The organism is Burkholderia sp. 4M9327F10, from assembly GCF_005503145.1.
Classification (GTDB): domain Bacteria; phylum Pseudomonadota; class Gammaproteobacteria; order Burkholderiales; family Burkholderiaceae; genus Paraburkholderia.
Window position 1 is genome coordinate 17130 of sequence record NZ_SCNV01000074.1, and the last position, 18036, is coordinate 35165.

Sequence of the window (18036 nt, forward strand, 5' to 3'; positions counted from 1 at the left end):
GCTTTAGCGCTTGCCGCCCGAAGTCGCCATGCCGATCAGGCCGGCGAGCGTGGCAATCACGCCGCCCACAATCAGCATGATGGCCTTGTTGGTGGGTGAACCGGTGAAGACGCGCGATACGTCGCTGCTAAACGAATGGAACGCCTGGCCGCCGAAATACAGCAGCACCACGCCGCCGGCAATCAATGCGAGCGAAATCGCTTTGGTCATGAACTTTCTCCTGTTCCTGTCAATTCGTTGACGCAGTGTAGGGGAGTGCGAAAGTCGCGTCCATGCTGCGTCCGCGCGAGCCGGGCAGTCCCGGGCCGGTCCGGGCGGAGTGTGGTTTGCATCCCGCATAATGGGTGCCTGCAAGCCTTTCGGCGATTGGCTAAGATACCTAGCTCGTCTCACCCGCACTGAACCGCGCGCAGTTCTGCCGCATCGGCAATTGATCTGCTGCGGCGGACCCGGACCTCTCCTGTCGTTCTCACCAAGGATTCAAGCAATGGCTTACGAAGCAGCTTCAGCTCGCTATTCGGACATGCAATACCGCGTTTGCGGCAAGTCGGGTCTCAAACTACCGGCGCTCTCGCTGGGCCTGTGGCATAACTTCGGCGACACGACACCGCTCTCCACGCAGCGCGAGATTCTGCGCACGGCCTTCGATCTCGGCATCACGCACTTCGATCTGGCCAACAACTACGGGCCGCCGTACGGCAGCGCCGAGACCAATTTCGGCCGTCTGTTCAAGGACGATTTCAAGCCTTACCGCGACGAGCTGCTGATCTCGTCGAAGGCCGGTTGGGACATGTGGCCGGGACCGTACGGCCAGGGCGGCGGCTCGCGCAAGTACGTCCTCGCGAGTCTCGATCAGAGCCTGCAACGCATGGGGCTCGACTATGTGGATATCTTCTATTCGCACCGTTTCGACGCGGATACGCCGCTTGAGGAAACCGCCGGCGCGCTGGCGAGCGCGGTGCAGCAGGGCAAGGCGCTCTATATCGGCATTTCGTCGTACTCGGCGACCAAGACCCGCGAAATGGCCAGGCTGCTGGCCGAATACAAGGTGCCGTTGCTGATTCACCAGCCGGCCTACAACCTGCTCAACCGCTGGGTCGAACACGAACTGCTCGACACCCTCGACGAACTGGGTACGGGCAGTATCGCCTTCACGCCGCTCGCGCAAGGTTTGCTGACCAGCAAGTACCTGAACGGCGTGCCCGAAGACGCGCGTGTCAACAAGCCGGGCGGCGGCTCGCTGAAGCAGGACCATCTCAGCGCACAGAATATCGAGCACGTGCGCAAGCTCAACGAGATTGCCCAGCGCCGCGGTCAGAGCCTGGCGCAAATGGCGCTCGCGTGGACGCTGCGCGGCGGGCGCATTACTTCGGCGCTGATCGGCGCAAGCAAGGCCGAGCAGGTGCGTGAGAACGTTGGCGCGCTGAAGAATCTCGAATTCTCGAAGGAAGAGCTGGCGGAGATCGACCGCTACGCCACCGAGGGCGGCGTCAACCTGTGGGAAAAGCCGTCGACGGATCAGGCCATCTGATTGGCTTATTTCGTAGCCAACGCTGGATCAGGAAAGCCGCCGTAAGGCGGCTTTTCTCTATGGTTACGAGCGCTTTATCACACGGCGTTACAGGGCATAACACCATTCTTCCCGCTGTCATACAGCGCTGCTAAGGTCGCGGGCGAAGTCGTCCAGACGGAGGGAAGATGGACCCACGTGCGGCCACTCAGGCCGGCCCGGCAAAGCAAATCAAGGAGCATAGGCCAGGTACGCCTAAGCGTCCCGCTATCGACGTACGCGCCAATCTCACGCTGCTGGTTGTCGTAATTGTTGCAACAGCGCTGCAGCTCTTTGGCTTGCCCATCCTGTTGCGAGCGTGGGGCATGCCGGCATTGCTGCTGATCGTGCCGCTGGTTGCGCTCACGCCTACGCACTGGGGTTTGGTTCACGAGGCGATTCACGGACAACTGTTTGCGCGACGCCAGTTGAACGAGGGCGTCGCTCGGGCGCTCGCCATCGCGTTCGCGCTGCCGTTCGATGCCGTTCGCTTCGGACACCTGATGCATCATCGCTTCACGCGCGAGCCGTTCGACCGTCCGGATGTGCTCGATGCCGGGCAGCCTACCTGGCGCGTATGGCTCAGCCATTACGGTCGTTTGCTGGGCGGCCTGTATGCGGGCGAACTGGTGCTGCCGCTGCTCGCGTTTGCGCCGGCCGAGGCCGCGCGTTCGCTGGTGGCGCGCGCCATCGGCGCGGAAGGCCCACTTGGCGCCGATGTGCAGCGCCTTTTCAGCAACTTCGCCGCCGATCCCGCGCGGCGCGCACGCATCCGCCGCGACTGGTTACTGACGCTCATGCTGTTCGCGCTGGCTTTCTACCTGTACGGAACCTGGTGGCCGGTTCTGGCCGTGACGATGTATCTAAGGGGGGTGTGGCTTTCGCTTGCCGACAATCTCCCGCACCACGGCGTGGGACTCGACGAACCGGGGCGTTCGCGCAACTTTCGGGTGGCACGCGCATGGCAAGGTGTGCTGATGAATCATCACCTGCACCGCTTGCATCATCTGCATCCGACGTTGCCGTGGACGGCCCTTCCGGCACTCGATGCGCAGGAGCGGGAAGCGCGCACCGACACCGGCGGGTCGGGCGAACCCGCCTACTTCCGCAGTGCGCTGCGTCAGTTCAAGGGACCGGGCGCGCTCGATGCAACAACGGCGCATTGAGTCGCACACCCAGGTGCAGCGGCATCCGTGGCCGCTGCTGTGCGGCTAGACGAGCGCCGGTAGCCCTTCCACCAGCAGGATCGCGACCCCCACTCCCATCAACGCGCCGATCAGGCGAAACAGGTTGTGCCTGAACTCTGTTTTGTATGGCAGGGCGCCGACAAACAGTGCGCCGGCTAGCGCCATCGGGATGATCAGGATGAAATCGGCGATCGTAAAGTAGGTCGTCATGCTCGTCTCCTTATGATGTGTTCGCCGAGGCAGCGCCGTATTTTTAGGGTTGATGCGGCTGCCACGCTTGTTTCGAGTATAGGCGACGGTGAGGGCGGCGTCTGCTTCGATTGCGGCGTTGCAGCGGCGCGTCGCCGGCGGCAGAAAGCCTGCCAGGCGGGGCCGCGCGGCCTGTCCCAAGGCGTGGGTGCATTGCCTGATTGCGTAGGGCTTGCTTACGTGCCCCTTTCTGGTGCGCTTGCGTCGCGCGTGAAGCCGCTACGCGACAGTCGCTCATGTTTTCGATATATCCTGGCAGCAGGGTTTATGATGGCCCCATGGCCATGCGTTACAGTTACGGCAAGCAGGTGCGCTCGCAACGTGTTCGGCTAAGCGGCGCTTTTTATCATCACCTCGACCGGTACGATCGTTAGACAGCCGGCTATGGGAGAACGGGGAAATATCATGCAAGTCGGTTCTATCGTGCGATCCGTGCATATCGCCGTGCCGCAGGGCGCGCGGGGGATCGTCATGCGCATTCTGGGCGACATGGCGATGGTGGCGTGGTATGCCGGCGAGCCCGGCACGTCACTGCAACTGAATACAGAACCTTTTTTCCTCGAAGACCTGATCGATACGGGCGAACTGATACGCCCAGCCAGTGCGCAGATGCATTGAACGACGCGGCGCATGACCCGCGTGCGTGAGCGCGGCGCTCGTCTTTGACGGCGGCGCGGCGCACAATGCGGGCATGAACCACGAAACTCACCATCCGCAGGACGGCGCCACAGGCGCCGTGCCGTTTGCCCGGCTCACGCCGGAATGTGTGCTCGACGCTATCGACAGCGTACTGAGCACGGTCGGCGTACGCACCGACGGGCGCATGCTGCCGCTCAACAGCTACGAGAACCGCGTCTATCAGATCGGCGTCGAGGACGGCCCGCCTGTCGTCGCAAAGTTCTACCGGCCCGAGCGCTGGACGGACGAAGCGATTCTCGAAGAGCACGCGTTTGTAGCCGAACTCGCGGCACGCGAAATCCCGGCGGTGCCGGCGCGCGTCTTCGAGGGCCGCAGTCTGCATGCGTTCGAAGGCTTTCGCTTCTCGATCTTCGAGCGGCGCGGCGGCCGCGCGCCCGATCTGGACCGGCGCGATACGCTCGAATGGCTCGGCCGCTTCATCGGGCGCATTCACGCGGTGGGCCAGACTCAGGACTACACGGCGCGGCCCACGCTCGACATTCAGACCTTCGGCCACGAGCCGCGCGACTTCCTGCTGGCGCAGCGCTTCGTTCCCGACGACGTGCGTACTGCCTGGGAAACCGTAGTGAACCTCGCGCTGGAAGGCGTCGAACGCGCGTTCGAACGAGCCGGCGAAATTCGCGCTTTGCGTATGCATGGCGACTGTCATCCGAGCAACGTGCTATGGACCGATGCCGGACCGCACTTCGTCGACTTCGACGATAGCCGCATGGGCCCGGCGGTGCAGGATCTGTGGCTGCTGTTGCCGGGCGAACGGGCGGAGGCATCGCGCGCACTGGCCGACCTGCTCGCCGGGTACGAAGACTTCTGCGAGTTCGAGCCGCGCGAGCTGCATCTGGTCGAAGCGTTGCGTACGCTGCGGCTGATTCATTACCAGGCATGGCTTGCGCGCCGCTGGGACGACCCGGCGTTCCCCGCGGCGTTTCCGTGGTTCAACACGCAACGCTACTGGGAAGAGCGCATCCTCGAGATGCGTGAGCAGCTTGGCGCGATGCAGGAAGGACCGCTCTGGCCGGTTTGACCGTTGCGGCTATGTAACCGCTGGCGGTCAGGAAATCACGGCGCGAACGGTGAGAACGCCGCCACGTGCGATTGCTCGACCAGCGTCGATTTGACAATCACTTCCGCGCGTACATCGCGCTCGACCGCTTCGATGGCTGGGCGCATCTGAGTGAAGTCGTCCGGGGTGCAGACATCGCTGTCGAAATGCGTGCGGCCGTCGCGCGTCATCGTCACGACATTGGTCAGCGGATCGAGGTTGTACTGCGAGCGATAATCGATGAAGCGATCCTGCGCGTGGGCGGCCTCCGGCATATCGAGCACGCGGAAATTGGGCGGCAGCGAAATGTGCGCATGCTCATGCAATTCGAGGTTGCGGCACACGAATGGCTGGGTGCGCTGACGCTCGCCCAGCCAGTACTGCGCATCGGCGCTGAAGCCGCCGGCAAAGCTGGTCAGCGCCGGAATGGAGGCCGCCGTGCCCGGCACGACCAGGCTCTCCACGGTACCCTTCATCGTAATGGTCAGCGGGCCGTCGGTGGCCGCGAGGTCGCTGGTCGTGAGCGTGGCCGTGCCGTTCAGGTTGGCGCTGCGCAGTTCGGCCTGAATCGATTCCTCCCGCTGCGCCGGCGTCTGCATGCGCAGCGTCGCGCGTCCCTGTTCCGCAGACCAGCCGGAAGCCTCCAGTTGATACACGAAACTCGCCGAGCCGTCCGGCGCGACGGTGATCGACAGATCGGAGCGATGCGCCATTTCGGCGGTCGCGGGTGTTTGTGCGAGCTTGCCGTCGTTGACGAGGACGGCCGGCCGGTTCATGTCGGTGGACGGCAGGAAGCCGAATTCGACATTCGACGCGGTCGAGTCCGCGTACATCTGCAAGTCGGGCAGCCAGGTGATCACGTGATTGATGACGCCGTAGCCGGGCACGCTCGGCAAGGTATAGATCGTGCCGCTGCTGATCAGCGCCGGCTCGTTGCGGATGCCGACCGCATCGAGCAAGGCGCCGTACAGCGCAACGTGGTCCTTGCAGTCGCCGTAGCGGTCCGCGAGGATCGCGCTGGCCGGGTGCGGCACCACGGCGCCGCGCCCGACGTTGATGGCGACATAGCGCACATTGCGCCGGACCCAGTCGTATAGCGCCTTGGCTTTGGCGCGCGGTGTGGCCTCGCCGGCCGTGACGGAGCGCGCGAGCTGGGCCAGTGCGGCGTCATGCGCGCTCGGGTCGGCGGACGATGCCCGGTAAGTCGCGGCGAACGCCGCATAGTCGGCGAAGGTGGACACCATCAGCCGGTCGCCATACGACACATACGCCACCGAGCCGTACTCCAGACGGCTGAAATGAGCGCGGTCGTAGCGAAATTCATAGCGCGTGCGGCCGTCTGCAGTGACCGGCGCCTCGACGGTGAAGCCGCGCGCATCGGCATAGAGCGGCTTGCCGGCCGGCAGGTCGTAGATCAGGCGGAAGTTGTGGGTCGGTGCCAGATCGGGCGGTGTGAAGTCGCTGAATTCACCGGCGACGATCGGCACCTTCTGCGTCTTGCGATACGTCAGGTGGACGCGTGAACCCGGCTCGACCGCGGGAAAGACGATCACCTTTTCCTGGATGTCCTGAAACATCGGCGCATCGAACGAACGGGCTTCCTGCACGTCGCGGATCTGCTCCGGCTGGACGTCGTGGCGCACGCCGTCGGCACCGGTCGTATAGGCCTCGATAACCTGGACGTCCGCCATATTGCGGTTGAACCAGATGTATTGCTGCGCCACCCGCGCCACCCCGGCCTCGTTGTTGACGTGCAGCGTCATGCTGTCGAGCTTGGTGTACGAGCCGTCGGCGTTGACGGTATACGTCTGGGTTTCGCCCTCGTTGGTGTATGGATCGTCCGGCTTGATACCGGCGCTCGCGCTCGCGGCGCAGGCGCTCACGAGCCAGCTAGCCGTCGCAATCCGGGCAAATGAGAGAGGGCGCATGGCGGGTGCAGGTGTCCGAACGGATACGTTGACGGGATTGCACTGTCAGGGTCGGTTCCCAGACGCCGCTTGTCAAGCGGGTGACGCTCATAAACCGGCGTAAGCCGGGTTAGCTGCGATTTCAGCGGGTGAGATTGAGGATGTCATATGAGTATGTAATGATAGTTATTATCATTTGAAAAGGTTTTTACTGTGTCAGACTTGCCGGCCTGGAGCCCGATGTGAACGCGCCCGAATCGATTGAATTGAACACTACCGGGCACACCGGGACCGAACGCACGCGGGCACAGGGGAGCGTCTCTGCTTCAGTGCTGGACGACGCCCAACGGGCCGCAAGGCGTCAACGCTCGCGGCGGGCAAATTTCATCAAATGGCTGCGCAAGGTGCACGGCTGGGTTGGTCTGTGGGGCGCATCGTTAGGGCTGCTATTCGGCGTGACCGGCTTTATGCTGAACCATCGGGCCGGACCGCTGAAGGTTCCGACCGGCGAGCCGCAGGTCGAACAGATCCTCGTGCCCCTGCCGCAGCAGAAGCTCTCGTCGCCGCTCGAAATGGCGCAGTGGCTCAAGGGCGAACTGAAGATCGACGGCAAGCCAGGCAAGGCGCGCCGTGAGCCCGCGCATGCGGTCGAGTGGGGTGATCGCCGCACCATGCAGCCAGAGTTCTGGGAGGTTGGCATCTTCGGGACCAAGCAGAATGTGCAGGCCGAGTATTGGGTGGGTAATGGTTATGTGTCGGTCAAGCGGACCCACAATTCGTTTCTCACCACGCTGAACAACCTGCACCGCGGCGTGGGGATGAACCTTGGCTGGGTGCTGCTGATCGATACCCTGGCGGGCGGCATGATCCTGCTCTCGCTGACGGGCGTGCTCCTGTGGACCGAACTCAACAAGCGCCGCACCGTGGGTGTCGTGCTGGTGCTGGGGTGCGTTGCGGCGGCGGTAGCGTGCGGGCTGATGTGAGCGCTGCATGCGTGGCGCGGGCAGCGCGGGATGCTCTTCACCATCGGACCTGGCGGCGCTGCTTTACGCCGCCGTGCTGCGCGTAAGAGGCGGCGCGCCCAACGGGCTGATCTTCACGTCGCGCTCGGGGAAGCGAGCGATCAAGATCAGTTCACCTCCCAATGCGTGAATGTGGTCACGCAGCGTGGAGATATACATGTCCGTTCGCTGCTCGAGCTTGGCGATACTTGGTTGCTTTACATTCAACAAACCAGCAAGTTCTTCCTGCGAAAAGCCAAGCGCCCGCCGCAGGTCGGCGAGTGCGAATTCGGCCAGTATTTCGTTGACCTTCTTTTCCACCCGGGCTCGCGACTCGGGGGGCATTTTCGCTTCCAGTTCGGAAAATTTTTTCGCCATCATCGGCTCCTTTAAGATCCAAGGTTGTGAGATGCGCACGGTATAACGCATCAGCGCGTGGGACATTCCTTGCGTACCAGCGATCATCGCCTGTCTTGTCGCCACCTAGCAGCAGGAAGGCTGTGCGGCGCGGATCGAGCGCATAGAGCACGCGGTACGGACGGCCAGCATGCTGGATGCGCAATTCGCGCATGTGGCCGTACCGTGAGCCCTTGATCCCGCTGCTATACGGGTGACGCAAAAACGGCCCTTCATGTGCAAGCAATCTGACAACTACGCTGACAGACTCCTGTTCCGGGAGCGTCAATCCTTCCCACCATGCACCAAAAACCTCGGTGTGTTCGATGTCCCACGTCATAGGTAAATATATCCTCAAAGGAATATTCCGTCAAAGGAATAGTTTGGGTGTCGTGCGCGCGACACAATGAAGTCGCAGATGGCATTGCAGTGCCTCGCGCGACGAAATCGCGCACACGGCTACGGAAGAGCCGTCCATGAGCTCATGCTAGGGATTTGAGGAAGCTTTACCAGTCAGCCGAACGGCTAACGTTGGAGAGGAATGCGAAACGCAGGGAAGGATTTGATGGCGAGAGAACGAAGCTCCGAGCCAGCGTTTCGGGCAGTGCATAGGGGCGCCGCCCGCCGCCCGCCGTCCATCACGCAAACAAAGTCACGAAACGCTACAAGCCGCGCCGCCGCTTGCAGCAATCTCTCGCGCCGCTTTGGCGCCTTCGACCTGCAACAAGGTCGGCAAAGAAACACCGTTCTTCGCCGCCGTGACCTCGGCGAGAATCGACACCGCGATTTCAGGCGGCGTCCTGCTGCCGATATAGATGCCCACCGGCCCATGCAGGCGGGCCAGTTCGGCATCGTTCAGGTCGAACTCCTTGAGCCGTTCGCGCCGCGCCGCATTGTTGCGCCGCGAGCCGAGCGCGCCGACGTAGAACGCCGGCGTCTTCAACGCCTCCATCAGCGCGAGGTCGTCGAGCTTCGGGTCGTGCGTCAGTGCAATCACCGCGCAGCGTTCGTCGAGCTTCATGTCGAGCACCGTGTCGTCGGGCATGGTGCGCACGATCTTCGTGCCGGGTATGTCCCACTCGTCCGTGTACTCTTCGCGCGGATCGCAGACGGTCACCTGATAGTCGAGGCCGACCGCGATATGGCAGAGATAGCGCGACAACTGCCCCGCGCCGATCACCAGCATCCGGTAGCGCGGGCCGTGGATCGTCAGCAGGCGCTCGCCGTCGAAGTCGACACCGTCAGTGGCCTGGGCGGGGCCGAGCCGCACGGCGCCGGTTGCCATTTCCACGCGCCGCGACAGCAGGCGGCCGTCTTCGACCGCCTCGCACAGCTCGGCAATGCCGCTCTGCTTGCTGAGCGGCTCCAGCACCAGCTGGATCGTGCCGCCGCAGGGCAGGCCGAAGCGATGCGCTTCCTCGGCCGAAATGCCGTACATGACGGCTTCCGGTACGCTCTGCTCGATGCCGCGTTGCCGCACCCGCTCGATCAGATCGTCCTCGATACAGCCGCCCGAGACCGAGCCCACCACAAGCCCGTCGTCGCGCACGGCCAGCATCGCGCCTTCGGGGCGCGGCGACGAGCCCCACGTCTTGACCACCGTCACCAGTAGCGCGCGATGTCCCTGCTCGATCCAGCGTGCACTGGACTTCAGGACTTCGAGATCCACGCTGTCCATGATTTCTTCCTTTTCGTTTGCGTTTTCGTCCGGTGGGCGCCGGATTCGGGATCCGCGCCGTCGGTTGGGGCTGTCTCTTCTGGCGCCGCGGAATCGGCCGCGGCCGCAGTGTCGCCCTCACCGGTCACCTGCGCGTTAAAGCGCCTGAAAAACTCGCCGGCCAGCTTGCGCGCCGCACCGTCGACGAGCCGCGAGCCGATTTGCGCCAGCTTGCCGCCCACCTGCGCGTTTGCCGTGTAGGTCAGCCTGGTGGACTCGGGGCCTTCCGGTTCGAGCGTGACGTGCGCGTCGCCCTTGCCGAAGCCGGCCACGCCACCTTGACCTTCGAAGACGATGGTGTAGGCCTGCGGCGCATTGATATCGGTCAGCAGCATACGCCCTTTGAAGCGTGCCTTCACGGGGCCGACCGCCGCGCTCATGGAAAGTGCAAACGCATTCTCGCCGTCCGCCTCGATACTCTCGCAGCCGGGAATCGAGGCGCGCAGGATCTCCGTGTCGTTCAACGCCTCCCACGTGCGCTGCTGGGAGACAGGCAGCGTATAGCTTTCGGTCAGTTCCATCTGGCGGCTCCTATGGGTGTGCCGGGTGTTCCCGGTGTTCTGGTCAATGCAGTGGCGCCCGGAGCGCGAGTCAGTTGCGCGAGGTCGCGGCCGAATGCCGCCAGGCTATCGAGATTATGAACTGGGCGGTGAGCGTCGACATACGGCAGGATGGCCTGCACACCGCGGGCTTTCGGCGAGAAGCCGCTGTACCGCAACAGCGGGTTCAGCCAGACGATGCGGTGCGCGAAGCGGCGCAGGCGGCCCATTTCGGTGTCGAGCACGTCGATGGCTTCGTGATCGAGGCCATCCGTGACGAGCAGCACGGTCGCCCTGCCGGTCAGCACGCGGCGTGCCCAGCGCCGGTTGAACTCGGCAAGCGCCGCGCCGATGCGCGTGCCGCCCGACCAGTCCACCACCTGATCGGTGAGTGTGGCGATGGCCACGTCGGGGTCGCGCTCGCGCAGCGCGCGCGTCGCATTGGTGAGGCGCGTGCCGAAGAGGAATACCTGCAGCCGCTCACGCGACTGCAGCAAGGCGTGGCAGAAATACAGCACGGTGCGCGAGTAGGCGCTCATCGAGCCGGAGATGTCGAGCAGCAGCACCAGCGGCGGTTTGCGCTCGACCACGGCGCGGTACTTCCACACCGTCCAGTCGCCGCCCGAGCGCACCGCGTGCCGGGCGCTGGCGCGCAAGTCCGCGTGGGTGCCGCGCGAGGCGGCCTTGAGCCGCCGGGTCGGCTCGGTGGCGAGCGGCAGGCGCTGGCCGCGGATCACGTGGCGCAGCGTGCGCCATTCGTCGGCGCTGAGCGTGTCGAAATCGCGGTGACGCAAGCGCTCTTCGGCGCTGAACGTGACGTGCGCATGCAGTTCGTGCTGTTCGGTTTCAGGGGCGGCGCGCGCGTTGCGTGCGGCGGGTGGGCGCGCCGCCAGCGCGTCGGCGAGGCGGTTGTTGCGCCTGGGCGGCGGCAGGCCGTTGCGGACCTTCGGCAACAGCAGTGCGCGCAGCTTGCCCTCCCAGTCGGGATCGCGCCAGAACAGGTTGAAGGCAGCGTCGAAGATCTCGCGTTCGTCGGGCGCCGAGACGAGCAGCGCTGCGAGCGCGGCCTTGACGTCGTCGCGGCGCCCGAGGTCGATCCAGTGCAAGGCCGCGAGGGCGTCGACGGCGTGCGCCGGCGACATCGGCAGGCCCGCGCCGCGCAGCACGCGAACGAAGTGGACGACGTTGTGCGCGAGCGCGGGCGATGCAGTCGTGGCGCCGTCTGCCGGCGGGCTGGCGAGAGACGTGCGTCGCATGGCTATGACTCCGGCACCGCCAGGCATTGCGCAATCTGCTCGGCGTCGACTCGCGCCAGATCGTCCTGATACTTGAGCAGCACGCCCAGCGTGTCCTGTACCGATTGCGGATCGAGCTCGGTGACGCTCAATGCCGCCAGCGCGCGGCACCAGTCGATGGTTTCCGCAATGCCCGGCGCCTTGAACAGATCCATGCCGCGCAAGCGGTGCACGAAATCCACCGCACGCCGTTGCAGTTCCGCGCTGCTTTGCGGTGCGCGCGCCGCGACGATCGCCAGTTCGCGGTCCCGCTCCGGGTAGCCGATCCATTGATAGAGACAGCGGCGCTTCAACGCGTCATGCACTTCGCGCGTGCGGTTCGAGGTCATCACGACGAGCGGAGGCTGATCGGCGCGCACGGTGCCGTATTCCGGAATCGACACCTGGAAGTCCGACAACAGTTCGAGCAGAAACGCTTCGAACGGCTCGTCGGCACGGTCGATCTCGTCGATCAGCAGCACACGGCGCGCGCCGGGATGCTGCTCGTCGGGCATGAGCGCCTGCAACAGCGGGCGCTTGAGGAGGAATTCGCTGCGGTACAGCGTCTCGTTGCCGGGCCGCTCGCCGGCCGCTTCCGCGAGCCGCAGCGCCATGATCTGGCGCGGGTAGTCCCACTCGTAGAGCGCGCTCGCAGTATCCAGCCCCTCGTAGCACTGCAGCCGCAGCATCGAGGTGCCGAGCATGCCCGCAGCGGCCTTGGCCAGCTCGGTTTTGCCGACCCCAGGCTCCCCCTCGACGAACAAGGGCCGTTCCATGCGCAAGGCAAGGAACAGCGCAGTCGCCAGTTCGCGGTTGGCGAAATAGCCTTGGGCGGCGAGGTGGGCGAGGGTGTCGTCGATTGAAGCAGGCTGCATGATTCTCCTGAAGCCGTGCGGCCCCCGCACTATCCGTTCGCGGTCGCCACCGCTCGCGCCGCCAGCACCGGAATCAGATGCGCCCGGTACTCGGCGCTTGCGTGCATGTCGGTGTTCAGCTCGTTTGCTGGGACCGTTACGGCACGCGCTGCCGCCGGCGTGAAGTCCGCGGTCAGCGCGTGTTCCAGTTCCGTCGCGCGAAACACAGAAGCCGCCGCACCCGTCACTGCCACCCGCACACCGTTCGCGTGCTTTGCGACAAACACTCCGACCAGTGCAAAGTGCGAAGCCGGGTTATTGAATTTCTCGTAGGCGCTGCGCTCGACCACGGGAAACTCCACGGCGGTGATCAGTTCGTCGGGGGCGAGCGCCGTCTCGTACATGCCGACAAAGAAGTCGTCAGACGCAATGCGGCGCCGGTCCGTCACGATGGTGGCGCCTAATGCGAGCGTCGCAGCCGGATAGCAGGCGGCCGGATCGTTGTTGGCGAGCGACCCGCCAATCGTCCCGAGCGCGCGCACCTGGCGATCGCCAATCCCACCCGCCAGTGCAGCAAGGCCGGGCAAGACCCGGCGAATCTCGGCGTGCTCGGCCACGTCCGCATGACAGACGGCCGCGCCGATCGACACCGTGGCGGCGTCGACGCGAATCGCCTTGAGCGCAGCGATACGCGTGACGTCGATCAGCCTGGAAGGCTGGGCAAGGCGCAGGCGCATGGTGGGCAGCAGGCTCTGGCCACCGGCGAGGAACTTGGCGTCGCCGTCGCCGGCGAGCGCTGCGACCGCCGCTTTCGGATCGGCCGCGCGTTGATAGTCGAATGCGTACATATCGGCTTGCTCCGTTCAGGGTTGTTGCGCAGCGCGGATCGCGGACCAGACGCGGTGCGGCGTGGCAGGCATTTGCAGGTCCTTCACGCCGAGCGGCGCGAGGGCGTCGAGAATCGCGTTGATCACCGCGGGCGGTGAGCCGATCGCCCCTGCCTCGCCGCAACCCTTCACGCCAAGCGGATTGTGTGTGCACGGCGTGCCCTTGGCGGTTTCCACGGTAAAGCTCGGCAGGTCGGACGCACGCGGCATGGCGTAGTCCATGTACGAGCCGGTCAGCAACTGGCCGCTCTCGTTGTCGTACACGCAGCGTTCGAGCATCGCCTGGCCGATGCCCTGGCCGAGGCCCCCATGTACCTGCCCTTCGACGATCATCGGATTGATCACGTTGCCGAAATCGTCGACGGCGGTGAACTGCTGGATATGGCTTTCGCCGGTATCCGGGTCCACCTCCACTTCGCAGATATAGGCGCCGGCCGGATAGGTGAAGTTGGTCGGGTCGTAGAACGCGCTTTCGTCGAGGCCCGGTTCGAGCTTGTCGAGCGGATAGTTGTGCGGCACGTAGGCGGCGAGCGAGATATCGGTGAAAGCCTTGGTCCTGTCCGTGCCGGCGACGCGGAACACGCCGTCCTTGAACTCGATATCTTCTACCGATGCTTCCAGCAGATGCGCGGCGATCTTCTTGGCCTTCGCTTCGATCTTGTCGAGCGCCTTCATGATGGCCGAACCGCCTACGGCGATCGAACGCGAGCCGTAGGTGCCCATGCCGAAGGGGATGCGCCCGGTATCGCCGTGCACGATTTCAACGTTGGCCAGCGGAATGCCGAGCCGGTCAGCCACCACCTGGGCAAATGTCGTCTCATGCCCTTGACCGTGGCTATGCGAGCCGGTGAACACCGTCACCGAACCGGTCGGATGCACGCGCACTTCGCCGGCTTCGAACAGGCCGGCGCGTGCACCGAGCGCACCGGCGATGTTCGACGGTGCGAGTCCGCAGGCTTCGATGTAGCACGAGTAGCCGAGTCCTCGCCGCTTGCCGTTTTGTTCCGAAGCCTGCCGGCGGGCGGCGAAGCCCTTCACGTCGGCGAGTTCCAGTGCACGGGCGAGGGTGGTTTCGTAATCGCCGGTGTCGTAGGTGAGGCCCACCGGCGTCGCATACGGGAACGAGCGAATGAAATTGCGGCGGCGAATCTCCGCTGGATCGAGCTTCATCTCGCGCGCCGCGGTTTCGACAAGGCGCTCAACCACAAAGGTAGCTTCAGGCCGGCCGGCGCCGCGATAGGCATCCACGGGGACCGTGTTGGTGAAGACCGCTTTCACCTCGGCGTAGATCGCCGGCGTCGCATACTGGCCCGCCAGCAGCGTCGCGTAGAGGATGGTCGGCACGCTCGAGGCGAAGGTCGAGAGATACGCGCCCATGTTGGCGATGGTGTGCACGCGCATGGCGAGGAACTTGCCGTCGGCATCCATGGCCAGCTCGGCTTTCGTCACATGGTCGCGGCCGTGCGCGTCGGATACGAAGGCCTCCGAACGTTCGGCCGTCCACTTCACCGGCCGGCGGATTTTCTTCGATGCCCAGGTAAGCGCGACATCTTCGGCGTACAGAAAGATCTTGGAACCGAAGCCGCCGCCGACGTCCGGCGCAATCACGCGCAGCTTCGACTCCGGCAGCGACAGCACGAAGGCCGCCATCAGCAGCCGCTCGACATGCGGATTCTGGTTCGCGACATACACCGTGTAACTGTCGTCCTGCGGCGCATAGCTCGCGTTCACGGCACGCGGTTCGATTGCGTTAGGGATCAGGCGGTTGTTGACGATCTCGAGCGTCGTCACGTGTGCGGCTTTGGCGAAGGCGGCGTCGGTGGCGGCCTTGTCGCCGTGGCCCCATGTGTAGCAGACGTTGTTCGGCACTTCGTCGTGCACGGCGGGCTGGCCGGGGTCAGCCGCATGCGCGGTGTCCACCACGGCGGGCAGCACGTCGTAATCCATTTCGATCAGTTCGGCCGCGTCCTTCGCGGCTTTCACCGAGTCGGCGATCACCAGCGCCACCTGGTCGCCCACATGACGCGCCTTGGTATGCGCGATGACCGGGTGCGGCGGCTCGTGCATCGGCTTGCCGTCGACGCTATGGATCAGCCAGCCGCAGGGCAGGCCGCCGACGCTGTCGGCAGCCATATCCGCGCCGGTAAAAATCGCTACGACGCCGGGCGATTGCCTGGCCGCCGCCGTATCGATGCTCCTGATCCGCGCATGCGCATACGGCGAGCGCAGGAACACGGCGTAGGTTTGCTGAGGCAGGACGACATCGTCGGTGTACTGACCATTGCCGGTCAGGAACCGGTAGTCTTCCTTGCGCTGGACGGGACTGCCAATCAGCGGGTGCGGGTCGGGTGCGTTCATCGTCGTCTCCTCAGGCAGTGACTTTGTCGGTCGCAAGCTGGGCGGCACCGGACTTCATGCCGGCGGCACCCTCGAGCACGGCCTTGACGATGTTGTGATACCCCGTACAGCGGCACAGGTTGCCGTCGAGCTGGGCGCGCACATCCGCTTCGGTGAGATCGGGTTGCCGTTGCGCGAGCGAAGTCGCGCTCATCACCATGCCGGGCGTGCAGAAGCCGCATTGCAGGCCGTGACAGGCGCGAAACGCGGCCTGCATGGGATGCAGTTCGCCGTTTTTGGCGAGGCCTTCGATGGTGGTGATTTCCGTGCCTTCAGCCTGTGCGGCGAGGATGTTGCACGCTTTGATCGCGCGTCCGTTCAGGTGAACCGTGCATGCGCCGCACTGGGCCGTGTCGCAGCCGATATGCGTGCCGGTAAGCCGGAGTTGATCGCGCAGGAACTGGACAAGCAGGGTGTGAGGTTCGATTTCGGCGGTAACGGGCGCGCCGTTCACCGTCAGACTGATGCTGATCGCCATGAACTGTCTCCTTGGGGGGATCGAGACCGGCGCGGGCCCAATTTCACTACCTTCCGCCTGCCTGCTTTGAGGGCTCGCTTCGGTTGGTACTGTGTTTTTATGGTTCCACCGAAAAGTAAAGCACAAATCGGCGAGGGCTGCTATTCGGGGAAATCGTCCGCGGGCGGGCACGGTGCGCGAGGCACGGCTGCCGGGCATAAAAAAACGGCACGCCGCGGTTGCAGGCGTGCCGTTTTCAGGAGCGTGAGGAGCGCTGAACGCCGGTGGGCGGCGTTCGGTTCTCTTTCCTAGATGCGCCGTTCGGGGCTGCCGTGACCCGCGCCCAAATGCTGCGCTGCATGCCCGAGTTTCGAGTGCCGGCGCGAGTAACCGAAATAGATCGCCATGCCGATCACCAGCCAGATTACGAAGGCCACCCAGGTGACGAACTTCAGGTTGACCATCAGGAACAGGCACGACGCCACCGCGAGCACCGGCACGACCGGCACGCCGGGGCAGCGGAAGGCGCGCGGCAGTTCGGGATGGGTCTTGCGCAGGATCAGCACCGCAATCGAGACCATCGAAAAGGCTGCCAGCGTGCCGATATTGATCAGCTCTGCGAGCACGTTGAGCGGCACCAGCGCGCCGATCAGGCCGAAGAAAATGCCGACCAGCCACGTGGTGAAGAACGGCGTCGCAAAACGCGGATGCACGCGCGACAGCTTGGCGGGCAGCAGCCCGTCGCGCGACATGGCGAAAATCACGCGGGTCTGGCCGTAGGCCATCACCAGAATCACGGTCAGCATGCCGAGCACGGCGCCCAGATCGATAAAGCCCGCCACCCATTTCTGCCCGGCCACCTGCAAGGCGTAGGACACGGGGTGCGAGATATTGGCGAACTGCGCCGACGGCACGATGCCGGTGACGACCGCCGCGACCGCCACATACAGCACGGCGCACACGCCGAGCGAGGCGATGATGCCGACCGGCAGATCGCGCTTCGGATTTTTCACCTCTTCGGCCGCGGACGAAACCGAGTCGAAACCGATAAACGCGAAGAACATCACAGCAGCCGCGCCGAACACGCCGTTCCAGCCATTCGGCATGAACGGGTGCCAGTTGGCGGGCGTCACATGAAACACGCCGACGCCGATCACCAGCAGCACGACCGTCACCTTGATCGCCACCATGATGTTGTTGATGCGCGCGGATTCGCGAATGCCCACCGAGAGTAGCGCGGTAATCGCCATCATCACCAGGAAGGCGGGCAGGTTGAACAGCGTCTCGTGACCGGGCAGCGCGCCGGGCGCGGCGCTCAGCGCAACCGGCAGCGAAATGCCGAAGCCTGACAGCAGCGACTGCAGATAGCCCGACCAGCCCACCGACACGGCCGAGGTGGCGAGTCCGTATTCGAGCATCAGGTCCCAGCCGATAATCCACGCGGCCAGTTCGCCGAGCGTGGCATACGAATAGGTGTAAATCGAGCCGGCGACCGGAATCGTCGAGGCAAATTCGGCATAGGCGAGCGCCGCGAAACCGCAGGCAATGGCCGCGATGATGAACGACAGCATCAGCGCCGGGCCGGCTTGCACGGCGCCGGTGCCGGTCAGCACGAAAATGCCGGTGCCGATGATGGCGCCGACACCGAGGAAAGTGAGGTCAAGCGCGCCAAGGGTCTTCTTCAGGCCGCCGCTTTGGGTGCTGGCGGCGAGCATATGCTCGACGCTTTTCTTGCGAAACAGGGACATTGGCGTGGGTCTCCGGTAGTGCACGCATCTTGCGCGCCGAATGTCGGGAAAACCTGAGATTTTAGCGGATGTGCGACCCGGCGCTTTGCCGGCAGGGCTGGCGCGCGTGCTGGACGGCGGGCGATCGATCCGCAAA

At 64.4% G+C, this 18036-nt stretch carries 17 protein-coding genes and 1 pseudogene; 5 read left to right on the forward strand and 13 right to left on the reverse strand.

Annotated features, from left to right (window positions below; translation table 11 throughout):
* Positions 1-3 precede the first annotated feature (3 nt).
* On the reverse strand, positions 4-210 hold the full coding sequence (locus FFS45_RS36645) for a DUF3185 family protein (protein WP_137959524.1): 207 nt from the start codon (positions 208-210) through the stop codon (positions 4-6).
* A 277-nt stretch (positions 211-487) separates the two neighbouring features.
* Here FFS45_RS36645 and mgrA point away from each other — a divergent pair, with 277 nt between their 5' ends.
* Both mgrA and FFS45_RS36655 read left to right on the forward strand, forming a co-directional pair.
* Positions 488-1531, forward strand: a complete 1044-nt coding sequence (gene mgrA, locus FFS45_RS36650; RefSeq protein WP_137959525.1) for an L-glyceraldehyde 3-phosphate reductase — start codon at positions 488-490, stop codon at positions 1529-1531.
* Between the two features lie 167 nt (positions 1532-1698).
* The gene (locus tag FFS45_RS36655) at positions 1699-2715 is read left to right on the forward strand and encodes a fatty acid desaturase (protein ID WP_137959526.1); all 1017 of its coding nucleotides are present in this window, start codon (positions 1699-1701) and stop codon (positions 2713-2715) included.
* A gap of 45 nt (positions 2716-2760) precedes the next feature.
* Here the strand turns inward: FFS45_RS36655 and FFS45_RS36660 are convergent, their stop codons facing one another.
* On the reverse strand, positions 2761-2946 hold the full coding sequence (locus FFS45_RS36660; RefSeq protein WP_137959527.1) for a hypothetical protein: 186 nt from the start codon (positions 2944-2946) through the stop codon (positions 2761-2763).
* Between the two features lie 444 nt (positions 2947-3390).
* Between FFS45_RS36660 and FFS45_RS36665 the strand changes: the two genes are divergently transcribed.
* Together FFS45_RS36665 and FFS45_RS36670 are read left to right on the forward strand one after the other, a co-directional pair.
* Positions 3391-3603, forward strand: coding sequence for a hypothetical protein (locus FFS45_RS36665; protein WP_137959528.1), 213 nt, complete (start codon positions 3391-3393; stop codon positions 3601-3603).
* Between the two features lie 73 nt (positions 3604-3676).
* A complete protein-coding gene (locus FFS45_RS36670) occupies positions 3677-4705 on the forward strand; it encodes a serine/threonine protein kinase (RefSeq protein ID WP_137959529.1) in 1029 nt (342 codons plus the stop codon).
* A gap of 35 nt (positions 4706-4740) precedes the next feature.
* On the opposite strand, the gene FFS45_RS36675 is transcribed toward FFS45_RS36670, so the two are convergent.
* Complete coding sequence (locus tag FFS45_RS36675; protein WP_137959530.1) at positions 4741-6651, reverse strand: DUF3857 and transglutaminase domain-containing protein; 1911 nt, start codon at positions 6649-6651, stop codon at positions 4741-4743.
* 308 nt (positions 6652-6959) lie between these two features.
* Between FFS45_RS36675 and FFS45_RS36680 the strand changes: the two genes are divergently transcribed.
* Positions 6960-7613, forward strand: a complete 654-nt coding sequence (locus FFS45_RS36680; protein ID WP_249363078.1) for a PepSY-associated TM helix domain-containing protein — start codon at positions 6960-6962, stop codon at positions 7611-7613.
* Positions 7614-7676: 63 nt separating this feature from the next.
* Here the strand turns inward: FFS45_RS36680 and FFS45_RS36685 are convergent, their stop codons facing one another.
* From FFS45_RS36685 to FFS45_RS36730, 10 genes and pseudogenes are all read right to left on the reverse strand, one after another.
* Positions 7677-8096 (reverse strand): XRE family transcriptional regulator, encoded by a 420-nt coding sequence (locus FFS45_RS36685; RefSeq protein WP_349292344.1) that lies wholly within the window; start codon positions 8094-8096, stop codon positions 7677-7679.
* Positions 8097-8109: 13 nt separating this feature from the next.
* Positions 8110-8367: pseudogene (locus FFS45_RS36690) on the reverse strand (type II toxin-antitoxin system RelE/ParE family toxin); the annotation flags it as partial.
* Between the two features lie 312 nt (positions 8368-8679).
* A complete protein-coding gene (locus FFS45_RS36695; RefSeq protein WP_137959533.1) occupies positions 8680-9705 on the reverse strand; it encodes an XdhC family protein in 1026 nt (341 codons plus the stop codon).
* Positions 9678-10265 (reverse strand): carbon monoxide dehydrogenase subunit G, encoded by a 588-nt coding sequence (locus FFS45_RS36700; protein ID WP_137959534.1) that lies wholly within the window; start codon positions 10263-10265, stop codon positions 9678-9680. Before FFS45_RS36700 ends, FFS45_RS36695 begins: the two co-directional genes overlap by 28 nt.
* On the reverse strand, positions 10256-11539 hold the full coding sequence (locus FFS45_RS36705; protein WP_137959535.1) for a VWA domain-containing protein: 1284 nt from the start codon (positions 11537-11539) through the stop codon (positions 10256-10258). Before FFS45_RS36705 ends, FFS45_RS36700 begins: the two co-directional genes overlap by 10 nt.
* A gap of 2 nt (positions 11540-11541) precedes the next feature.
* On the reverse strand, positions 11542-12432 hold the full coding sequence (locus tag FFS45_RS36710; protein WP_137959536.1) for a MoxR family ATPase: 891 nt from the start codon (positions 12430-12432) through the stop codon (positions 11542-11544).
* A gap of 29 nt (positions 12433-12461) precedes the next feature.
* Entirely contained in the window at positions 12462-13259 is a 798-nt protein-coding gene (locus FFS45_RS36715) for a xanthine dehydrogenase family protein subunit M (RefSeq protein ID WP_137959537.1), read from the reverse strand.
* Between the two features lie 15 nt (positions 13260-13274).
* The gene (locus tag FFS45_RS36720) at positions 13275-15656 is read right to left on the reverse strand and encodes a xanthine dehydrogenase family protein molybdopterin-binding subunit (RefSeq protein WP_137959538.1); all 2382 of its coding nucleotides are present in this window, start codon (positions 15654-15656) and stop codon (positions 13275-13277) included.
* Between the two features lie 10 nt (positions 15657-15666).
* A complete protein-coding gene (locus FFS45_RS36725; RefSeq protein WP_137959539.1) occupies positions 15667-16173 on the reverse strand; it encodes a (2Fe-2S)-binding protein in 507 nt (168 codons plus the stop codon).
* A gap of 287 nt (positions 16174-16460) precedes the next feature.
* The gene (locus tag FFS45_RS36730) at positions 16461-17900 is read right to left on the reverse strand and encodes an amino acid permease (RefSeq protein WP_137959540.1); all 1440 of its coding nucleotides are present in this window, start codon (positions 17898-17900) and stop codon (positions 16461-16463) included.
* Between the last annotated feature and the right edge of the window lie 136 nt (positions 17901-18036).